Source organism: Bradyrhizobium liaoningense (genome assembly GCF_018130825.1).
In the GTDB taxonomy this organism is placed as follows: Bacteria; Pseudomonadota; Alphaproteobacteria; order Rhizobiales; family Xanthobacteraceae; genus Bradyrhizobium; species Bradyrhizobium liaoningense_B.
Genome location: NZ_JAFCJS010000007.1, coordinates 80,315 through 97,061, shown reverse-complemented (window position 1 = coordinate 97,061; position 16,747 = coordinate 80,315). Strand labels below are relative to the sequence as shown.

At 64.4% G+C, this 16,747-nt stretch carries 15 protein-coding genes; all 15 read left to right on the top strand.

Annotated elements, in window-relative coordinates:
• The first annotated feature begins 150 nt into the window (after nucleotides 1-150).
• The 15 genes from JQ603_RS27965 to JQ603_RS27895 all read left to right on the top strand — a co-directional run bounded on the left by JQ603_RS27965 (nucleotide 151) and on the right by JQ603_RS27895 (nucleotide 16,725).
• Entirely contained in the window at nucleotides 151-288 is a 138-nt protein-coding gene (locus JQ603_RS27965) for a hypothetical protein (protein ID WP_212344022.1), read from the top strand.
• A 455-nt stretch (nucleotides 289-743) separates the two neighbouring features.
• Entirely contained in the window at nucleotides 744-1,751 is a 1,008-nt protein-coding gene (locus JQ603_RS27960) for a Bug family tripartite tricarboxylate transporter substrate binding protein (RefSeq protein WP_212344020.1), read from the top strand.
• 87 nt (nucleotides 1,752-1,838) lie between these two features.
• Complete coding sequence (locus JQ603_RS27955) at nucleotides 1,839-2,336, top strand: tripartite tricarboxylate transporter TctB family protein (protein WP_212344019.1); 498 nt, start codon at nucleotides 1,839-1,841, stop codon at nucleotides 2,334-2,336.
• A gap of 42 nt (nucleotides 2,337-2,378) precedes the next feature.
• Complete coding sequence (locus JQ603_RS27950) at nucleotides 2,379-3,878, top strand: tripartite tricarboxylate transporter permease (protein WP_212344016.1); 1,500 nt, start codon at nucleotides 2,379-2,381, stop codon at nucleotides 3,876-3,878.
• 409 nt (nucleotides 3,879-4,287) lie between these two features.
• Nucleotides 4,288-5,577: an oxalate/formate MFS antiporter gene (gene oxlT / locus JQ603_RS27945; RefSeq protein ID WP_212344014.1), complete on the top strand. Its 1,290-nt coding sequence runs from the start codon at nucleotides 4,288-4,290 to the stop codon at nucleotides 5,575-5,577.
• Nucleotides 5,578-5,839: 262 nt separating this feature from the next.
• Nucleotides 5,840-7,162 (top strand): oxalate/formate MFS antiporter, encoded by a 1,323-nt coding sequence (oxlT, locus tag JQ603_RS27940; RefSeq protein WP_212344012.1) that lies wholly within the window; start codon nucleotides 5,840-5,842, stop codon nucleotides 7,160-7,162.
• 176 nt (nucleotides 7,163-7,338) lie between these two features.
• The gene (locus tag JQ603_RS27935) at nucleotides 7,339-7,767 is read left to right on the top strand and encodes a CBS domain-containing protein (RefSeq protein WP_212344010.1); all 429 of its coding nucleotides are present in this window, start codon (nucleotides 7,339-7,341) and stop codon (nucleotides 7,765-7,767) included.
• Between the two features lie 185 nt (nucleotides 7,768-7,952).
• Nucleotides 7,953-8,972 carry a 2-dehydropantoate 2-reductase gene (locus JQ603_RS27930; RefSeq protein ID WP_212344008.1) on the top strand — a complete coding sequence of 340 codons (1,020 nt, stop codon included), beginning with the start codon at nucleotides 7,953-7,955 and terminating at the stop codon, nucleotides 8,970-8,972.
• Complete coding sequence (locus tag JQ603_RS27925) at nucleotides 8,972-9,757, top strand: fumarylacetoacetate hydrolase family protein (protein WP_212344006.1); 786 nt, start codon at nucleotides 8,972-8,974, stop codon at nucleotides 9,755-9,757. The genes JQ603_RS27930 and JQ603_RS27925 overlap by 1 nt, the downstream gene beginning before the upstream one ends.
• 524 nt (nucleotides 9,758-10,281) lie before the next feature.
• Complete coding sequence (locus tag JQ603_RS27920) at nucleotides 10,282-11,688, top strand: hypothetical protein (RefSeq protein ID WP_212344004.1); 1,407 nt, start codon at nucleotides 10,282-10,284, stop codon at nucleotides 11,686-11,688.
• 180 nt (nucleotides 11,689-11,868) lie between these two features.
• Nucleotides 11,869-12,072: a hypothetical protein gene (locus JQ603_RS27915; protein WP_209965301.1), complete on the top strand. Its 204-nt coding sequence runs from the start codon at nucleotides 11,869-11,871 to the stop codon at nucleotides 12,070-12,072.
• Between the two features lie 44 nt (nucleotides 12,073-12,116).
• Entirely contained in the window at nucleotides 12,117-12,767 is a 651-nt protein-coding gene (locus tag JQ603_RS27910) for a hypothetical protein (protein WP_212344002.1), read from the top strand.
• 344 nt (nucleotides 12,768-13,111) lie between these two features.
• Nucleotides 13,112-14,107, top strand: a complete 996-nt coding sequence (locus JQ603_RS27905; RefSeq protein ID WP_212344000.1) for an NAD(P)H-dependent flavin oxidoreductase — start codon at nucleotides 13,112-13,114, stop codon at nucleotides 14,105-14,107.
• 25 nt (nucleotides 14,108-14,132) lie between these two features.
• Complete coding sequence (locus JQ603_RS27900; protein ID WP_212343999.1) at nucleotides 14,133-15,101, top strand: zinc-binding dehydrogenase; 969 nt, start codon at nucleotides 14,133-14,135, stop codon at nucleotides 15,099-15,101.
• A gap of 250 nt (nucleotides 15,102-15,351) precedes the next feature.
• Nucleotides 15,352-16,725 carry a cation-efflux pump gene (locus tag JQ603_RS27895; RefSeq protein WP_212343997.1) on the top strand — a complete coding sequence of 458 codons (1,374 nt, stop codon included), beginning with the start codon at nucleotides 15,352-15,354 and terminating at the stop codon, nucleotides 16,723-16,725.
• Nucleotides 16,726-16,747: the final 22 nt, after the last annotated feature.

Genomic DNA, 16,747 nt, shown 5'->3' with positions numbered 1-16,747 from the left:
CGAAGCGCCGCTTTAACGGAGTATTATGTTGCAATGCGGCAGATCGCATGCTGCTATGCAATGGCATGCATGGACATTGGCATCTGGTATACATAGATTGCCCTTCGAAATGAGACAGCAATACTGACCGTCTCAAGAAAGGGAATTCCGATGTCCAAGACCGCCTCCGTCGCCCTCGCCCCCTCTAGCTCGCTGTTCACCCGTTTCCTGGCTGCGGTCGACCGCTTCCTGATGGCGAGCGCCGAGATCTCGAATCACAACGGCGACCTGCCCCGTTTCGGCCTCTGAGAAGGCTTTCCGCGCGCAGCCGGAACGGCGCGCCGGTGGACACGTCTCGAGGACCGTACGTCCGATCAAATGGCCCCGCATGCGGGGCCATTTTGTTTTTGAGCCCCTCGCGAACACAACTGCGACGATTGGTCCGCCGTCCTGACCCGCTGGTCCAATTGTTTGTCTGCTGGCATCTCGCATACCATTCGGCAACCAAGAACGATTGCACAATCGAAGGTGCAGGACGGGAACAGGAAGGACCGAGGGCGAAGCGCACTTGCCGTGATCCTCGCCGGATTCTGGCAGAGCCTTAGCCGAAAGGAGCGGATGTCGGGCCCTGTCCCCTGCTCATAAAGTGTTGGCTGGGACTGCAACGGGAGATCGACCGAAAAGGTGACCCCAAGCATCTGGAATGAGATGGGCTGACGCAAGCCGCCAGAGAGCGGCTGCGTTTCGACAGGGAGAGAAACAAGATGAAGCCATTCGTTCTGAATGTCGCTTTGGCGGCAATCGCGATGTCGTGCGTCAGTAGCGGCGCAAGCCATGCTGCCTGGGAGCCGGTTCGTCCGGTCGAGTTCATCGTGCCCGCGGGCACCGGCGGCGGCGCCGACCAGATGGCACGCACCATCCAGGGCATCGTCACCAAGCACAATCTCATGAAGCAGCCGCTGGTCGTCATCAACAAGGCCGGCGGCGCGGGCGGCGAAGGCTTTCTCGACGTGAAGACGTCGTCGGGCAATCCGCACAAGATCATCATCACGCTGTCGAACCTGTTCACGACGCCGCTGGCGACGGGCATTCCGTTCAACTGGAAGGATCTCACCCCGGTCGCGATGCTGGCGCTCGACGAATTCGTGCTCTGGGTCAACGCCGAGAAGCCGTACAACAGCGTCAAGGACTACGTCGACGCTGCAAAGAAGGCTCCGAGCGGCTCGTTCAAGATGGGCGGCACCGGCTCGAAGCAGGAAGACCAGATCATCACGGTCGGCATCGAGAAGGTGATCGACGCGAAATTCACCTACATCCCCTACAAGGGCGGCGGCGAAGTCGCGGTCCAACTCGTCGGCAATCACGTCGATTCAACCGTCAACAATCCGATCGAGGCGGTCGCGCAATGGCGCGGCGGCAAGCTCCGCCCGCTCTGCGTCTTCGATGCCCAGCCGATGGCCTATGACGAGCCGATCGCCGACGGCAAGGCCTGGAAGGATATTCCGACCTGCAAGTCCCAGGGCCTCGCGATGGAATATCTCATGCTGCGCGGCATCTTCATGTCGCCCAAGGCCACCAAGGACCAGATCGAATACTATGTCGAGCTGTTCAAGAAGGTCCGCGCCACGCCTGAGTGGCAGGACTTCATGAAGAGCGGCGCCTTCAACACGACCTTCCTGGCCGGAGCCGACTACGCCAAGTGGATCGAGGCGGAGGAGAAGCGCCACGAGGGCCTGATGAAGGAAGCCGGCTTCCTCGCATCGGGGAATTGAGCCGCGACATCGACGACGGCGAAGGACGCTCGCCGTCCTTCCGCCGGCCGCGACCGCAGAAGACTTGCGATTCCGCATGGAGGTCCCATGACTGAACGATCCGGCTCCGAATCCGGCCCGGCACACAAGACCTTGGAAATCGGCATGGCGCTGCTGATCGGCGCCTTCGGGCTGGTGGTGATCTTCGGAAGCCTGAAAGCCGGCATCAACTGGGGCGCGGAAGGCCCGCGTGCCGGCTTCTTCCCCTTCTACGTCGGCGCCGCGATCGTCGGCGCGAGCGCCATCAACCTCTGGAATGCGCAACGCGGCGATGACGGCCGGCTGTTCGCGGAATGGGGCCAGCTTCGCCAGGTCATGAGCGTCGTCGTGCCCACCGGCATCTATGTCGGCTCGATGCCGTTCGTCGGCCTCTACGTCGCCTCGATGGTGTTCATCGCCTGGTTCATGCGCTGGCTCGGCGGCTATCGCTGGCTGACGGTCGCCGCGGTGGCGGTCGGCATGCCGGTTGTGACCTATCTCGTGTTCGAGCGCTGGTTCCTGGTCCCGCTTCCCAAGGGGCCGCTCGAGGAGTGGCTCGGTCTGTAAGAGCTACGCATTCATTCAATTGCTGCTGCAGGACGTGTTGATATGGAAGAGTTGGCCAATCTGTTTCACGGCTTCGCGGTCGCCCTGCAGCCCTACAACATCATGCTGATGATCATCGGCATCACGCTCGGGGTCATCATCGGCGTGCTGCCGGGGCTTGGCGGTGCCAATGGCGTGGCGATCCTGCTGCCCCTCACCTTCAGCATGCCGCCGACATCGGCGATCATCATGCTGTCCTGCATCTATTGGGGCGCGTTGTTCGGCGGCGCCATCACCTCGATCCTGTTCAACATCCCCGGCGAGCCATGGTCGGTGGCAACCACCTTCGACGGCTATCCGATGGCGCAGCAGGGCAGACCCGGCGAAGCCCTGACAGCGGCCTTCACCTCCTCCTTCGTGGGCGCGCTGTTCGCCGTCATCATGATCACCCTCGTCGCGCCCCTGGTCGCGGACTTTGCGCTACGATTTGGCCCGGCGGAAAAGTTCGCGGTTTACTTCCTCGCGTTCTGCAGCTTCGTCGGCCTCAGCAAGGAGCCGCCGTTCAAGACCATCGCGGCCATGATGATGGGCTTTGCGCTTGCAGCGGTCGGGCTGGATTCCATCACGGGACAGTTGCGGCTGACCTTCGGGGTGACCGAGTTGCTCAACGGCTTCGACTTCCTGATCGCCGTGATCGGCCTGTTCGGGATCGGCGAGATCCTGCTGACCATGGAGGAAGGGCTGGCGTTCCGCGGCGGCAATGCAAGCATCAACCTCCGCGTCGTGCTTCAGACCTGGCGCGAGCTGCCCGCCTACTGGATGACCTCGCTGCGCTCCTGCCTGATCGGCTGCTGGATGGGCGTCACGCCCGCCGGCGCAACGCCGGCGTCCTTCATGAGCTACGGCATCGCCAAGCGGCTGGCGCGGCGCGGCAACAATTTCGGCAAGGGCGAGATCGAAGGCGTGATCGCGCCGGAGACGGCCGCGCATGCCGCAGGCACCTCGGCGCTGCTGCCGATGCTGTCGCTTGGCGTGCCCGGCTCGCCGACGGCTGCCGTGCTGCTCGGCGGATTGCTGATCTGGGGCCTGCAGCCGGGCCCGATGCTGTTCGTCGAACAGAAGGAATTCGTCTGGGGCCTGATCGCGTCGATGTATCTCGGCAATCTCGCCGGCCTCATCGTCGTGCTCACCTGCGTGCCGATCTTCGCCGCGATCCTGCGCGTGCCCTTCGGCATCATCGCCCCGCTGATCCTGGTGCTCTGCGCGATCGGCGCCTACTCGGTGCACAACAGCACCTTCGACGTGATGCTGATGCTGGTGTTCGGCGTGCTCGGCTATCTCCTGAAGAAGTGCAACTATCCGCTCGCGCCGCTGGTGCTCGCCATCGTGCTCGGCGACAAGGCGGAGGAAGCCTTCCGGCAATCGCTGCTGGGATCGCAGGGGTCGCTCGGCGTGTTCTTCTCCAACGGCCTCGTCAGCACGATCATGGCGCTCGGCCTGGTCGCCCTGTTCTGGTCCGCGATCCAGGAGGGCTACAGCCGGCTGCGCATGTCGATGGCGTGACGCGCGTCCGGCGCAATGCGCCGCAGGTCGCGTCAAATCCGCCGCACCCCGGACTTCTGGAATAAAGAATTCCAGGAATCGTGCGGTCATCTGACGACGCCATTCATGCAAGAGGAACTGCGCATGTCGACGTGCGCACGCGAGTAAATCGACTTCCCACAGCCTGCTTGTGCCTCGTCGCGACAGCCGAGATCTCTCACAAATTCAAGCCTTTGCGTGCATGCGACCGCTACGGCCGCTGCATGCTGCAACGATTGGGGCTTTACAATTCCGCAGCCAAAGCGCATGTGAACTGATCCCGCGATATTTCGCCGCACCCTCAGTCCCTCGCTTGAATCTTGGCATAATGCATACCAGGATGCGAGCAGCGCATGCATAAAAATGATCGGCGCGTTCGGGAGGGTTTTTTATGACGGACATGGTGCAGTCGGCTGCGGCTCCTAGTGCCGCACGCGTAAGCGATGCCTATCGCTGGGCTCAATTGGCGATCGGTGTGGCGGCGATGGTGATGATCGCCAACTATCAATATGGCTGGACGTTCTTCGTCCCCGACATCCAGAAAAAGTTCGGCTGGGATCGCGCTTCGATCCAGTGGGCGTTCACGCTGTTCGTGCTGTTCGAGACCTGGCTCGTGCCGGTCGAAGGATGGTTCGTCGACAAATACGGTCCGCGCATCGTGGTTCTCGTCGGCGGCGTGCTCTGCGCCATCGGCTGGGCGATCAACGCACAGGCCACCTCGCTCAACGGCTATTATCTCGGCATGATCATCGCGGGCATCGGCGCCGGCGGCGTCTACGGCACCTGCGTCGGCAACGCGCTGAAGTGGTTTCCGGACAAGCGCGGTCTCGCCGCGGGCATCACGGCGGCAGGCTTCGGTGCAGGCTCCGCGCTCACCGTCGCGCCGATCCAGGCCATGATCAAGGACAGTGGCTTCCAGACCACCTTCCTCTATTTCGGCCTCGGACAAGGCATCATCATCTGCATCCTCGCCTTCTTCCTGCTCGCACCGAAAGCGGGCCAGGTGCCGAGCGTGGTGGCGAATGCCAATATCATCCAGACCCGGCGCAACTATCAGCCGACCGAAGTGCTGCGCCAGCCGATCTTCTGGCTGATGTACTTCATGTTCGTGATCGTCGGCGCGGGTGGACTGATGGTCACCGCGAACCTGAAGCCGATCGCGGTCGACTGGAAGGTCGACAGCGTGCCGGTGACGCTGATGGCGGTGACGATGACCGCGGTGACCTTCGCAGCGACCATCGACCGCGTGCTCAACGGCCTGACGCGTCCGTTCTTCGGCTGGATCTCCGACAATATCGGCCGCGAGAACACGATGTTCATCGCCTTCGGCATGGAAGGGTTCGGCATCTGGATGCTCTATCTCTGGGGCCACGATCCGGTCTGGTTCGTGCTGCTCTCGGGCTTCGTGTTCTTCGCCTGGGGTGAGATCTACTCGCTGTTCCCCTCGACCTGCACCGACACATTCGGCGCCAAGTTCGCGACCACCAATGCCGGCCTGCTCTACACCGCCAAGGGCACCGCCGCGCTGCTCGTCCCGGTCGCAAACCTGATGCAGCAGTCGTCGGGTACCTGGGACAGCGTGTTCATCATCGCGGCCGGCGCCAACATCCTGGCTTCGCTGCTGGCGATCGCGGTGCTGAAACCCTGGCGCAAGATCGTGGTTGCCAAATCCACGCTCTGACGCGCTTCAACAATTGCTCACCTCGAGCAGGACGCCCGGCCTCACGGCCGGGCGTTTTCGTTTTGCGCGAAATTGTTGCCGCCTCCGCCAGCCGAATGGAACCGCAGATTTTGTGACGAGTCGCGCGAGATAGGGCTTGCGTTCTGGAATATGGTATACCAATCTCCCCGCCGCGCTTGCGACGATAAGCCACAACATTTGCGACATCAGGTCATCTTGGCAAACTGATGCGCGACCAGACAGGCGCGTTGGGAGGTTCTTGATGATTTCCAGCACGGACGGCGCCGTCACGGCCGCGCCTCTTCGCACCGGTTTCCGTTGGCTCCAGCTCGCCATGGGCATCGTCTGCATGGCGATGATCGCCAACCTGCAATACGGCTGGACGCTGTTCGTCGATCCGATCGATGCCGCGCACCATTGGGGACGCGCCGCGATCCAGCTCGCCTTCACCATCTTCGTCGTCACCGAGACCTGGCTGGTGCCGGTCGAGGCCTGGTTCGTCGACAAATACGGCCCGCGCATCGTCATCATGTTCGGCGGCGTGATGATCGCGCTGTCCTGGGTGCTCAACTCCTACGCCGACTCGCTCACCCTGCTCTACGCGGCCGCGATCGTCGGCGGCATGGGCGCCGGCGCCGTGTACGGCACCTGCGTCGGCAACGCGCTGAAGTGGTTTCCCGACCGCCGCGGCCTCGCCGCCGGCGCGACCGCCGCGGGCTTCGGCGCGGGCGCCGCGCTCACCATCGTCCCGATCGCGACCATGATCGCGTCGAGCGGCTATCAGCAGGCATTCCTCACCTTCGGCATCGGCCAGGGCGTGATCGTGTTCGTGCTCGCCTTCTTCATCCAGCCGCCGCGGATCTCGATTCCGCCGAAGAAGAAGCAGCTCAATTTGCCGCAGACCAAGATCGACTTCACTCCGCCGCAAGTGCTGCGCAGCCCTATTTTCTGGGTGATGTACCTCGTCTTCGTCATGGTCGCCTCCGGCGGCCTGATGACTGCGGCACAGATCGGCCCGATCGCGCACGACTACAAGATCGCCGACACGCCGGTGACGCTGGCCGGCTTCCAGATGGCGGCGCTGACCTTCGCGATCTCGCTCGACCGCATCTTCGACGGCTTCGGACGGCCCTTCTTCGGCTGGGTCTCCGACACGATCGGCCGCGAGCACACCATGTTCATCGCCTTCGGCACCGCTGCGCTGATGCTCCTGGCGCTGTCGGCCTATGGCCAAAATCCTGTTGTCTTCGTGCTCGCGACCGCGGTGTATTTCGGCGTGTTCGGCGAGATCTACTCGCTGTTCCCCGCGACCTGCGGCGACACCTTCGGCTCGAAGTTCGCAACGACCAACAACGGCATGCTCTACACCGCAAAGGGCACCGCCTCCCTGCTCGTTCCGCTCGCCAGCGTGATCTCGGCGACCTATGGCTGGAAGGCGGTGTTCGTGGTGGCGGTGGCGCTGAACGCAACGGCGGCGCTGATGGCGCTGTTCGTGATCAAGCCGCTGCGCCGCTCCTTCATCCTCGGCAAGGAAGCCGAGAGCGCCGACACCGCAACGGGCAACGCCAAGACCGAGACGGCGTAAGCCACCACACACGACAGCTTTCAAAAGGGGCGCAGCGATGCGCCCCTTTCTTTTTGGCCTGACGACAAACGTCAGTATTGCTGCCGCAAGATTTTTCGGATCAGCCAAATCCAGCGCTTGACGATTGGCATTATGTATACCACACTTCCTCCTGTCATTCACCCAGGGAGGTCGCAATGCTGGTCGGAGACATTCTGCGCAAGAAGACGCCGCGCGTTGTCACGGTGCGAATGAACGAAACGGTGGGTATCGCCGCCAAGCTGATGCGCGCCAACAATATCAGCGCGCTGGTGGTCAAGGACGTGGTCCGCTCCGAGGGCAACACCGCGGTCGGCATGTTCACCGAGCGCGACGTGGTGCGCGCCGTCGCCGAGCACGGCGCCAATGCCATCAACGTCAAGGTCTCGCAGCTCGTGTCGGTGCAGCAGCTGGTGTCCTGCACCTCCTCGGACACGATCGAGCACGTCCGCCACCTGATGAACCGGCATCACATCCGCCACCTGCCGGTCATCGACGATTACAGCCTCGTCTCCGTCATCAGCATGCGCGACATCGCCGCTGCCGTTGACGAGGCCATCAACGGCACGCCGCAAGCGGCAGCCTAGAGCATGATCCGGACCCGGAGGGCCGCGCTAGCGCAAAGTGCGTAAGCGGTTTTCCGACGAGATCATGCTCAAACACTAAACTACAGCGGCAACACTTCCCCTGCGACTACCGGCCCCGGCTCGGATCCTTCCGAGCCGGACCGGATCTTTCGTCCCAAAATCCGGTCTCTGCTCGCGAAGAATTCATGAAAATCTGCATCTACGGCGCCGGCGCGATCGGCGGATATCTCGGGGTTCAGCTCGCACGTGCGGGCGCCGACGTCAGCCTGGTCGCACGCGGCGCGCATCTTGCCGCCATGCGCGAGCGCGGCCTGACGCTGCTCGCCGGCGAGGAGACGCACACCGTGCATCCGCGCTGCACTGACGATCCCACCGAGCTGGGCGTGCAGGACTACATCATCATTACGCTGAAGGCGCATTCGATCACCGGCGTGATCGAGAAGATGCAGCCGCTGCTCGGGCCGCACACCCGCATCGTCACCGCCGTCAACGGCATCCCCTATTGGTATTTCTACAAGCATGGCGGCCAATACGAGAACTCCACGCTGGAGAGCATCGACCCCGGGGGTCGGCAATGGCGCGAGATCGGGGCCGAGCGCGCCATCGGCTGCATCGTCTATCCCGCCACCGAGATCGAGGCACCCGGCGTGATCCGCCACGTCTACGGCAACAATTTTCCGCTCGGCGAGCCCTCCGGCGAGATCACCTCCGACGTACAGCGCCTCGCCGACCTGTTCGTCGCCGCGGGCCTGAAGGCCCCGGTGCTCGATCGCATCCGCGACGAGATCTGGCTGAAGCTCTGGGGCAACGTCTGCTTCAACCCGATCAGTGCGCTGACCCATGCCACGCTGGACGTGATCTGCACCGATCCCGCCACGCGCTCGCTGTCGCGCGCGATCATGGTGGAGACGCAAGCCATCGCCGAGACCTTCGGCGTCAAATTCCGCGTCGACGTCGAGCGCCGCATCGAGGGCGCCCGCAAGGTCGGCGCGCACAAGACCTCGATGCTGCAGGATCTCGAGCGCGGCCGCCCAATGGAGATCGATCCGCTCGTCACCGTGGTACAGGAGATGGGCCGCCTCACCGGTATCGCAACGCCCGCACTGGATTCGGTGCTGGCGATGGTGACCCAGCGCGCCCGCATCGCCGGGCTCTATGACGGCGTCTCGGCGCCGGCTGATCCCCGCGCACTGGCGGTGGCGTGATGGCGGGCGAGATCAAGCACTGGCTCCGTTTTCGGCATGGCGGCGCGACCGGCTTCGGCACGCTGACATCCTCAGGCATCAGCGTGCATGAGGGCGAGATGTTCGGCCGCAATGCCAGCACCGGCAGGACACTCGCGCCGTCGGAAGTCGAGCTGCTCGCGCCCTGCGCCCCCAGCAAGATCGTCGCGCTCTGGAATAACTTTCACGCGCTTGCCGCAAAACTCAACCAGCCCGAGCCGCCGGAGCCGCTCTATCTGCTCAAGGCCACCACCAGCATCACCACGCCGGGCGCCGTGATCCGCCGCCCCTCCTATTACGACGGCAAGACCACCTATGAGGGCGAGCTCGGCATCGTCATCGGCAAGACCTGCTCCCGCGTGGCGCCTGCGGAAGCCGACGGCTTCATCTTCGGCTACACCTGCGTCAACGACATCACCGCCAACGACATCCTGACCAGCGACCCGACTTTCCCGCAATGGGCGCGTGCCAAGGGCATCGACGATTACGGTCCGTTCGGGCCAGTGATCGCGACCGGCCTCGATCCGGCGAAGCTCGTGGTCCGCACCATCCTCAACGGCGCCGAGCGGCAGAACTATCCGATCTCGGACATGATCTTCACCGCGCAGGAGCTGGTGAGCAGGATTTCCCACGACATGACCCTGCTCCCCGGCGACCTCATCGCCGTCGGCACCTCGGTCGGCGTCGGGGTGATGAAGGAGCCGGTGAATACGGTCACCGTCGCGATCGACGGCATCGGCGAGCTCACCAACGAATTTCGGCTGTAGCCGCTCCGGTCATTTTCGCCGCAGCGCGGCAACATTGATCCTGCGCAAATCGCGCCGTCGCGGCTGCCCTTATCCTTCCCGGCAATCGATTTCTGATGCCAGGGAGGACGCCATGACGAATGCCGAAAATGCACTCTTGTGGACGGCTATATACTTTGCTCTCTCGTTCGCCGCGATCTTCGTGGTCTGGTTCGCCGACAAGATGCGCTCGAACTTCCTCGGGAAGTGATAGCGCACACGACGCCGTCGCCCGGATGAGCGCCGTAGCCCGGATGGAGCGCAGCGTAATCCGGGACCATTGGCGCTGCGCGTACAGACCCCGGATTGCGCTGCGCTCCATCCGGGCTACGGACCTCGTATTCGGGAAAACTCGGCAACTCCAGGCCCTTCCATCGATCGGCTGACGCAATCAGTCGTGGATTCGCGCGACCAGACGCATCCAGCAAGCCCCGCCCCGCTTGATCTCGGTTCCGCTCTCCAATAGCAACTATGGCGAAAATGTGTGCCGGCGTGAGGAATTCACGATGTGGCTGTTTTTCCTGGTTGCCTGGTTTGCCCTGCTGGCCGCCCTCGCGCTTCTCGCCCAGCAGGCGTTCGGTTACGACGTCGGTCACCTGCCGGCGTGGTTCGCGGCCCTGTCCATGCCGCAGCGGCTCGCGGCCGGCACGATCCTGGCCGCAGGCCTGGCGCTGATCGGCGCAACCGCCTGGCGGCTCTCGCGCCAAGACCGGCGCCTCGACACGCTGCGCGACCGCCTGAAGAAGACCCGGGAAGACGTCGTCGTCGCCCACGCCCTGCAAAACCACCTCGACGCCACCGTCCAGCACCTGATCGAGAGCGATCCACGGCAGGCCGTCTCCGCCCTTCACGACAAGCTCGGCGAGACCGAGCAGCGCGCGCTGCTGCAGCAGGGCCGCAACGAAGCCACCGACATGCACGACCAGCTCGCCGAGATCCGCCGCCGCCAGCAGGCGCTGCGCGAGATGGTCGGCAAGGTCGCCGACCAGCGCCGCGCGGTCGAGCCCGTCTTCACCGAGATCCGTGACCGCCAGAACCAGCTCGAACGCTCCCTGCACGACCTCGAGACCGACGACCGCAAGAACAACCTCGCCGACCGCCTGAAGGACATCGCGCGCGACGTGTCGACATTGCTGACGCGGGTGAGCGCGGTCCAGGACACGTTCGCAACCCTCAACCAGTACAAGGAGGATCTGGCGAAATCCCATGCCGAGCTGGCGCCGCTGCGATCAAACGACGCCGGCATCAACGCCCTGATCGGCGAGCTCAGCCTCAGCCATGACCGCCTCGAAAAAAGCATCGACGAGCTCGAGACCGGCGGCGAAGCGCCGCTCGGCACGCGCGTCGAGACGCTGTCGAAGAACAAGATCGAGATCGAGCAGCGCCTCGCCCGCATCGACGACAGCGCCAACATCCTCAAAGCCATCGGCCTCGACTTCGAGGAGCTCGGCCAGCGCCGGGGCCAGCTCGAACGCGCGATCGCGGACGTCGAGACCGACGGCGACGGCAGGAGCCTCACCGAGCGCCAGAATGCGCTGAATGATTTCGTCCTGCAGTCGCGCCAGCGCCTCGGCGCGTTGCAGGAGACGCTGGCGACGCTGAACACCTTCAAGACAGAGCTGTCGAAGTCGCAGGCCGACCTCGTCCCGCTGAAGGCTCCGGTGTTCGGTATCGAGGCGATGATCGCGGAGGTCGGCACCACCCGCGACCTGCTCGCCGAAACCGTCGGCGAGATCGAGGTGAACGCCGGCGTGACGCTGGCCTCGCGCGTCGATGCGCTGACGAAAAGCAAGCGCGAGGTCGAAGACCGCATCGCCCGCATCTTCGAGAATTTCAACGCGCTGGACGCGTTGCGCAAGGACATCGGCGGCATCTTCGCGACGATCCGGAATAGTTTGAACCGGATCGGGTGAGCGGCGCTGCTGTAGGTCGCAGCCCCCGGAAACATCCAGACACATCACATCTGCGCGCATCCGATCAATGCCGCCAACATGTCCCGCGCTCGCCGCAACTTGGACGCATTCGGGCGCCCTTCTGTGAGGCGTGTCTGGGGGGCACGGCACTGCCGTGTTTGGACCAAACCTTCTAGGGGTATGACTGTGAAGAAGATTGTATTTGCTCTGGGTGCCACGCTTGCTCTGGTGACGGCTGCGAACGCTGCGGATCTGCCGCGCCGGCAGCCTGTGCCGGTCTATCCGGCGGAGCAGGCCCCGATCGGCAAGATGCCGATTGGCAAGAGCCCGGTCGGCAAGGCCCCGATCGGCAAGGCGCCCGGCCCGGTCGCAGCGCGCTACTGACGCGCAGACTCTGCGCAGGCGGCCGAAAGTCGAGGGGGCTCAACGTGACGAACACAGCTGATCGATCGGGATCCTGCATCCTCGCGGGGCTCGCCCTCGCGGCGATGATCGCATGCACGACGCCCACGGCCTCGGCCCACGAAGCGAACAAGCGCGTTGCCGACGCAAACGCGCTTGCCACGACCGAGACCGCATCGCGGCCTCAACCGCAAGCGACGCGGCGTCCCATCGCGCGCGCGGAGAAAGGCCCCTACTATGTCGACTTCCGCGCCCGGACGGCGGCAAGCTGGGGCCACGCCTTCGTCTGGTACGGCAAGACCAGCGAGAAGGCGGTCGAGGTCGCGGGCCTCACGCCGGCCGGCGACACGCTCGCCTACGTGCTCGGTCACATCACCTTCGTACCGTCCGAGACCGGTGCGAGCTACGGCGACCTCGATCCGGAATATCTGACCGCGAGCTATCGCGTCTATCTCAACGAAGCCGACGCCAAGCGCGTGTTCGCCTATATCAAGAAATTGCAGGCGAACTCGCCGGTCTGGAATGCCGAGACCGCCAACTGCACGGGCTTCATCGGCGACATCGCCGAATTCATGGGCCTGGAGGTCCCCAACCGCTGGCAACGTCCGGAAAAATTCGTCAACCGCCTCAAGGAAATGAACGGCGGCCGGCAGATGGTGCGGCTGTCGACGGAGTAAGCTGAGGCTCTTGGTAGCCCGGGTGAGCGTAGCGATACCCGGGACAACTCGCGGTGAGAATCCCGGATGTCGCTTCGCTCATCCGGGCTACAAGATGTGTGTCGCCACCATCGCGCAAAACAACATCTCCCTGTGGTTATGGGTCCTGGCTTTCGCCAGGACGACGGCGGTGAATGTGGCAGGCGCCGCGCCCCAATTATCCGCCCGGCGGAATCCCCGTCACTCCCCGCATGACACCCCGCCTCTACCGCACACCCCTGCAATAGACATTTCCCGACCCCGGCGGCATCCTGCTGCCATCAAACGATAACAGAGCGCCACGCGGGGCGCGGGGGAAACAGATCATGCTGCAGACACGATTCACCAGGCTCGTCGGCGTCGAGCACCCGATCGTCCAGGGCGGCATGCAATGGGTCGGACGGGCCGAGCTGGTGGCCGCCGTTGCCAATGCCGGCGCGCTCGGCTTCATCACCGCGCTGACCCAGCCGACGCCGGAGGATCTGACCAAGGAGATCGCGCGCTGCCGCGACCTCACCGACAAGCCGTTCGGCGTCAACCTGACCATCCTGCCCGCGATCAAGCCGCCGCCTTACGCCGAGTATCGCGCGGCGATCATCGAAGCCGGCATCAAGGTGGTCGAGACCGCCGGCAACAAGCCGCAGGAGCATGTCGACGAGTTCAGGAAGCACGGCGTCAAGGTCGTGCACAAATGCACCAGCGTCCGCCACGCCCTCTCGGCCGAGCGGATGGGCGCCGACGCCATCTCGATCGACGGTTTTGAATGCGCCGGGCATCCCGGTGAAGACGACACCCCCGGCCTGATCCTGATCCCGGCCGCCGCCAACAAGGTCAAGATCCCGATGATCGCCTCCGGCGGCTTTGCCGACGCACGCGGCCTCGTCGCGGCGCTGGCGCTGGGGGCGGAAGGGATCAACATGGGCACCCGCTTCATGGCGACCAGGGAAAGCCCGATCCACCAATCCATCAAGGAGAAGATCGTCGCCAATGACGAGCGCGAGACCGAGCTGATCTTCCGCACCATGCGCAACACCTCGCGCGTGGCGAAGAACGCCGTCTCGACCAAGGTCGTCGCGATGGAGAAGGAGGGTGCCAAGTTCGAGGACATCCGCGAACTCGTTGCGGGAGCCCGCGGCAAGATGGTCTATGCGACAGGCAATTCCGACGAAGGCATCTGGTCGGCGGGCCAGGTCCAGGGCCTGATCCAGGACATCCCGAGCTGCGCCGAGCTCGTCTCCCGCATCGTGCGCGAGGCGGAGGCGATCATCCGCAGCCGGCTGGAAGGAATGATCGTTCAGCCGCAACGCGAAGCCGCCGAATAATCACTGCAAGAAGCGAGAGCAATTCATGAAGGCTTACGTCTACGGCCCTGACGGCGCTCGGATTTCCGACGTCGCTCAACCAAAACCGAAGGGCACGCAGGTGCTGGTAAAGGTCCGCGCCTGCGGCCTCAATCGCGCCGACACCGGCATGCGGAAGGGCCACGCCCATGGCGCGGCCGGCGGCGTCGGCACCGTGCTCGGCATGGAATGGGCCGGCGAGGTCGCCGAGCTCGGACCGGATGCGAAGGGTGTCAAGGTCGGCGACCGCATCATGGGCTCGGGCGGCGCGGCGTTCGCCGAATACACGCTGGCCGATCACGGCCGGCTGTTCCGCGCGCCCTCGAACATGAATTTCGAGGAGGCCGCCACCCTCCCCGTCGCGCTGGCGACCATGCACAACGCGGTGGTCACTGTCGGCGGGGTCCAGGCCGGACAGGCCGTGCTGATCCAGGGTGCCAGCTCCGGCGTCGGCCTGATGGCGATGCAAATTGCAAAGCTCAAGGGCGCGAGACTCGTGATCGGCTCGTCGACCGATGCCTATCGGCGCGGCCGGCTGAAGGAATACGGCGCCGACCTCGCGGTCGACTCCTCCGACCCGAAATGGGTCGACGAGGTGCTGAAGGCGACGAACGGCGAAGGCGTCGACCTCATCGTCGACCAGGTCTCCGGCAAGGTCGCCAACCAGAACCTCGCCGCGACCAGGGTTTTGGGTCGCATCGTCAATGTCGGCCGGCTCGGCGGGACGCACGGCGACTTCAACTTCGACCTGCATGCGGCGCGCCGTATCAGCTATATCGGCGTCACCTTCCGCACCCGGACCATCGAGGAAGTCCGCGAGATCTTTGAGGAGGTCCGCAAGGACATCTGGGCCGCGGTCGAGTCGCGCAAGCTGCAGCTGCCGATCGACAAGGTCTATGCGTTCGACGACATCGACAGGGCGTTCGAGCACATGGAGGCGAACAAGCATCTGGGGAAGATCGTGGTGACGCTTTAAGGGGCAGGCTCGGCCAAAGCGACGGTCCCGTAGGGTGGGCAAAGCGAAGCGTGCCCACGATCTGTATCCATCACGGACGGATGGTGGGCACGGCGCTATGCGCCTTTGCCCACCCTACGAGACTGAACTCGTAGCATAAGCCACCATTCAATTCAGAAGCATTCGCAATAGCTTCGCTCCTGCAACTCACTTGCGACTAGAGCTGTGGATCGTCGCTTGATGTTCAGCTCTAGGCTGCTAAATCCCCGCCATGAGCGCACAGCACAACAAAACCTCGGTCGCGGCCATCTCGATCTTCGCCAGCGGCGGCATGGCGGCGGCCAAGTTCGTGGTCGGCATCGCGATCGGCTCGCTGGCGCTGATCTCCGAGGCCCTGCACTCCTCGATCGACCTGGTCGCGACCATCATCACCTGGGCGGTGGTGCGGGTCTCCGACAAGCCGGCCGACGAGGAGCACCATTACGGCCATGGCAAGCTGGAAAGCGTCTCCGCGCTGGGCGTCACTGCCCTGCTCTACGTGCTCGCCGGCGGCATCCTGGTCGAAGCCTATAGCCGGCTGCGCGAGGGAACGTCGCCGCCGACCATCTCGGCCGTGCCGTTCGTGGTGCTCGTGGTCGACATCGCCGTCAATCTGTGGCGTGCCCGCGCGCTGCACCGCGCCGCACGCGAGACCCGGAGCCAGGCGCTCGCCGCCGATGCGCTCCACTTCGCCTCCGACGTGATGGGCTCCTGCGCCGTGATCGTGGGCCTGGTCCTCGCCGCCCTCGGTTTCTGGTGGGGCGACGCGGCGGCTGCGGCCGCGGTCGCGGTGATGATCGCCGCTCTCGGCCTGCGCATGGCCGGCTCGACCGTGCAGACGCTGGTCGACCGCGCACCGGAGGGCGCGCAGGAGAAGGCCACGGCCGCAATCTGCAGCGTGCCCGGCGTGATCGACGTCGAGCGGCTGCGCCTGCGCATGGTCGGGGCGACCACCTTCATCGACACCATCGCAAAGGTGCCGCGGACCTACCCGATCGACCGCATCGAGGAGATCAAGCGCAAGGCGCAGGCCGCCGTCGACAAGGCGTTCGGCGACGCCGACCTCACCTTCACCCCGGTCCCGGTCGCGCGCAACAACGAGACCGTCCGCGACCGCATCATGGTGATCGCGCGCAATTCGAGCCTCGCCATCCACCACGTCACGGTGCATGATCTCGGCGCCAAGCTGATCGTCGGCATCGACCTCGAGGTCGACGCCGGGATGCGGCTCGACGCCGCCCATGACATCGCCAACACGCTGGAACGCAACATCCAGGAGGAGTTCGGCGAGGACGTGGAGGTCGACGTCCACATCGAGCCGCTGGAGCCGGAACTGCCGTTCGGCGTCGACGCCGCGCCGGAGAGGGTGCAGACCATCGCCGCCGCGCTGGCCGAGTTCGCCGGTGAAGGCGAGATCCACGACATCCATAATGTGCGCGTCCGCAACACCGACGCCGGCGAGATCGTCAACTTCCACTGCCGCGCTGCGCCGTCGATGAGCGTGATCAAGGTGCACGAGCATGTCGATGCGATCGAGCGCGCGTTGCGCCGCGCGTTCCCGAGCGTGAAGCGCGTCATCAGTCACGCCGAACCGCCGCGCGCGTGACATACAATGTGCGCGGAGTCAC

Excerpts from the sequence above, each read along its gene's own strand:
- JQ603_RS27920 (WP_212344004.1), top strand. The coding sequence starts at position 10,282 with ATGTGGCTGTTTTTCCTGGTTGCCTGGTTTGCCCTGCTGGCCGCCCTC.
- JQ603_RS27930 (WP_212344008.1), top strand. The coding sequence starts at position 7,953 with ATGAAAATCTGCATCTACGGCGCCGGCGCGATCGGCGGATATCTCGGG.
- oxlT (WP_212344012.1), top strand. The coding sequence starts at position 5,840 with ATGATTTCCAGCACGGACGGCGCCGTCACGGCCGCGCCTCTTCGCACC.
- JQ603_RS27905 (WP_212344000.1), top strand. The coding sequence starts at position 13,112 with ATGCTGCAGACACGATTCACCAGGCTCGTCGGCGTCGAGCACCCGATC.
- JQ603_RS27935 (WP_212344010.1), top strand. The coding sequence starts at position 7,339 with ATGCTGGTCGGAGACATTCTGCGCAAGAAGACGCCGCGCGTTGTCACG.
- JQ603_RS27900 (WP_212343999.1), top strand. The coding sequence starts at position 14,133 with ATGAAGGCTTACGTCTACGGCCCTGACGGCGCTCGGATTTCCGACGTC.
- oxlT (WP_212344014.1), top strand. The coding sequence starts at position 4,288 with ATGACGGACATGGTGCAGTCGGCTGCGGCTCCTAGTGCCGCACGCGTA.
- JQ603_RS27955 (WP_212344019.1), top strand. The coding sequence starts at position 1,839 with ATGACTGAACGATCCGGCTCCGAATCCGGCCCGGCACACAAGACCTTG.
- JQ603_RS27895 (WP_212343997.1), top strand. The coding sequence starts at position 15,352 with ATGAGCGCACAGCACAACAAAACCTCGGTCGCGGCCATCTCGATCTTC.
- JQ603_RS27915 (WP_209965301.1), top strand. The coding sequence starts at position 11,869 with ATGACTGTGAAGAAGATTGTATTTGCTCTGGGTGCCACGCTTGCTCTG.
- JQ603_RS27950 (WP_212344016.1), top strand. The coding sequence starts at position 2,379 with ATGGAAGAGTTGGCCAATCTGTTTCACGGCTTCGCGGTCGCCCTGCAG.
- JQ603_RS27965 (WP_212344022.1), top strand. The coding sequence starts at position 151 with ATGTCCAAGACCGCCTCCGTCGCCCTCGCCCCCTCTAGCTCGCTGTTC.
- JQ603_RS27925 (WP_212344006.1), top strand. The coding sequence starts at position 8,972 with ATGGCGGGCGAGATCAAGCACTGGCTCCGTTTTCGGCATGGCGGCGCG.
- JQ603_RS27960 (WP_212344020.1), top strand. The coding sequence starts at position 744 with ATGAAGCCATTCGTTCTGAATGTCGCTTTGGCGGCAATCGCGATGTCG.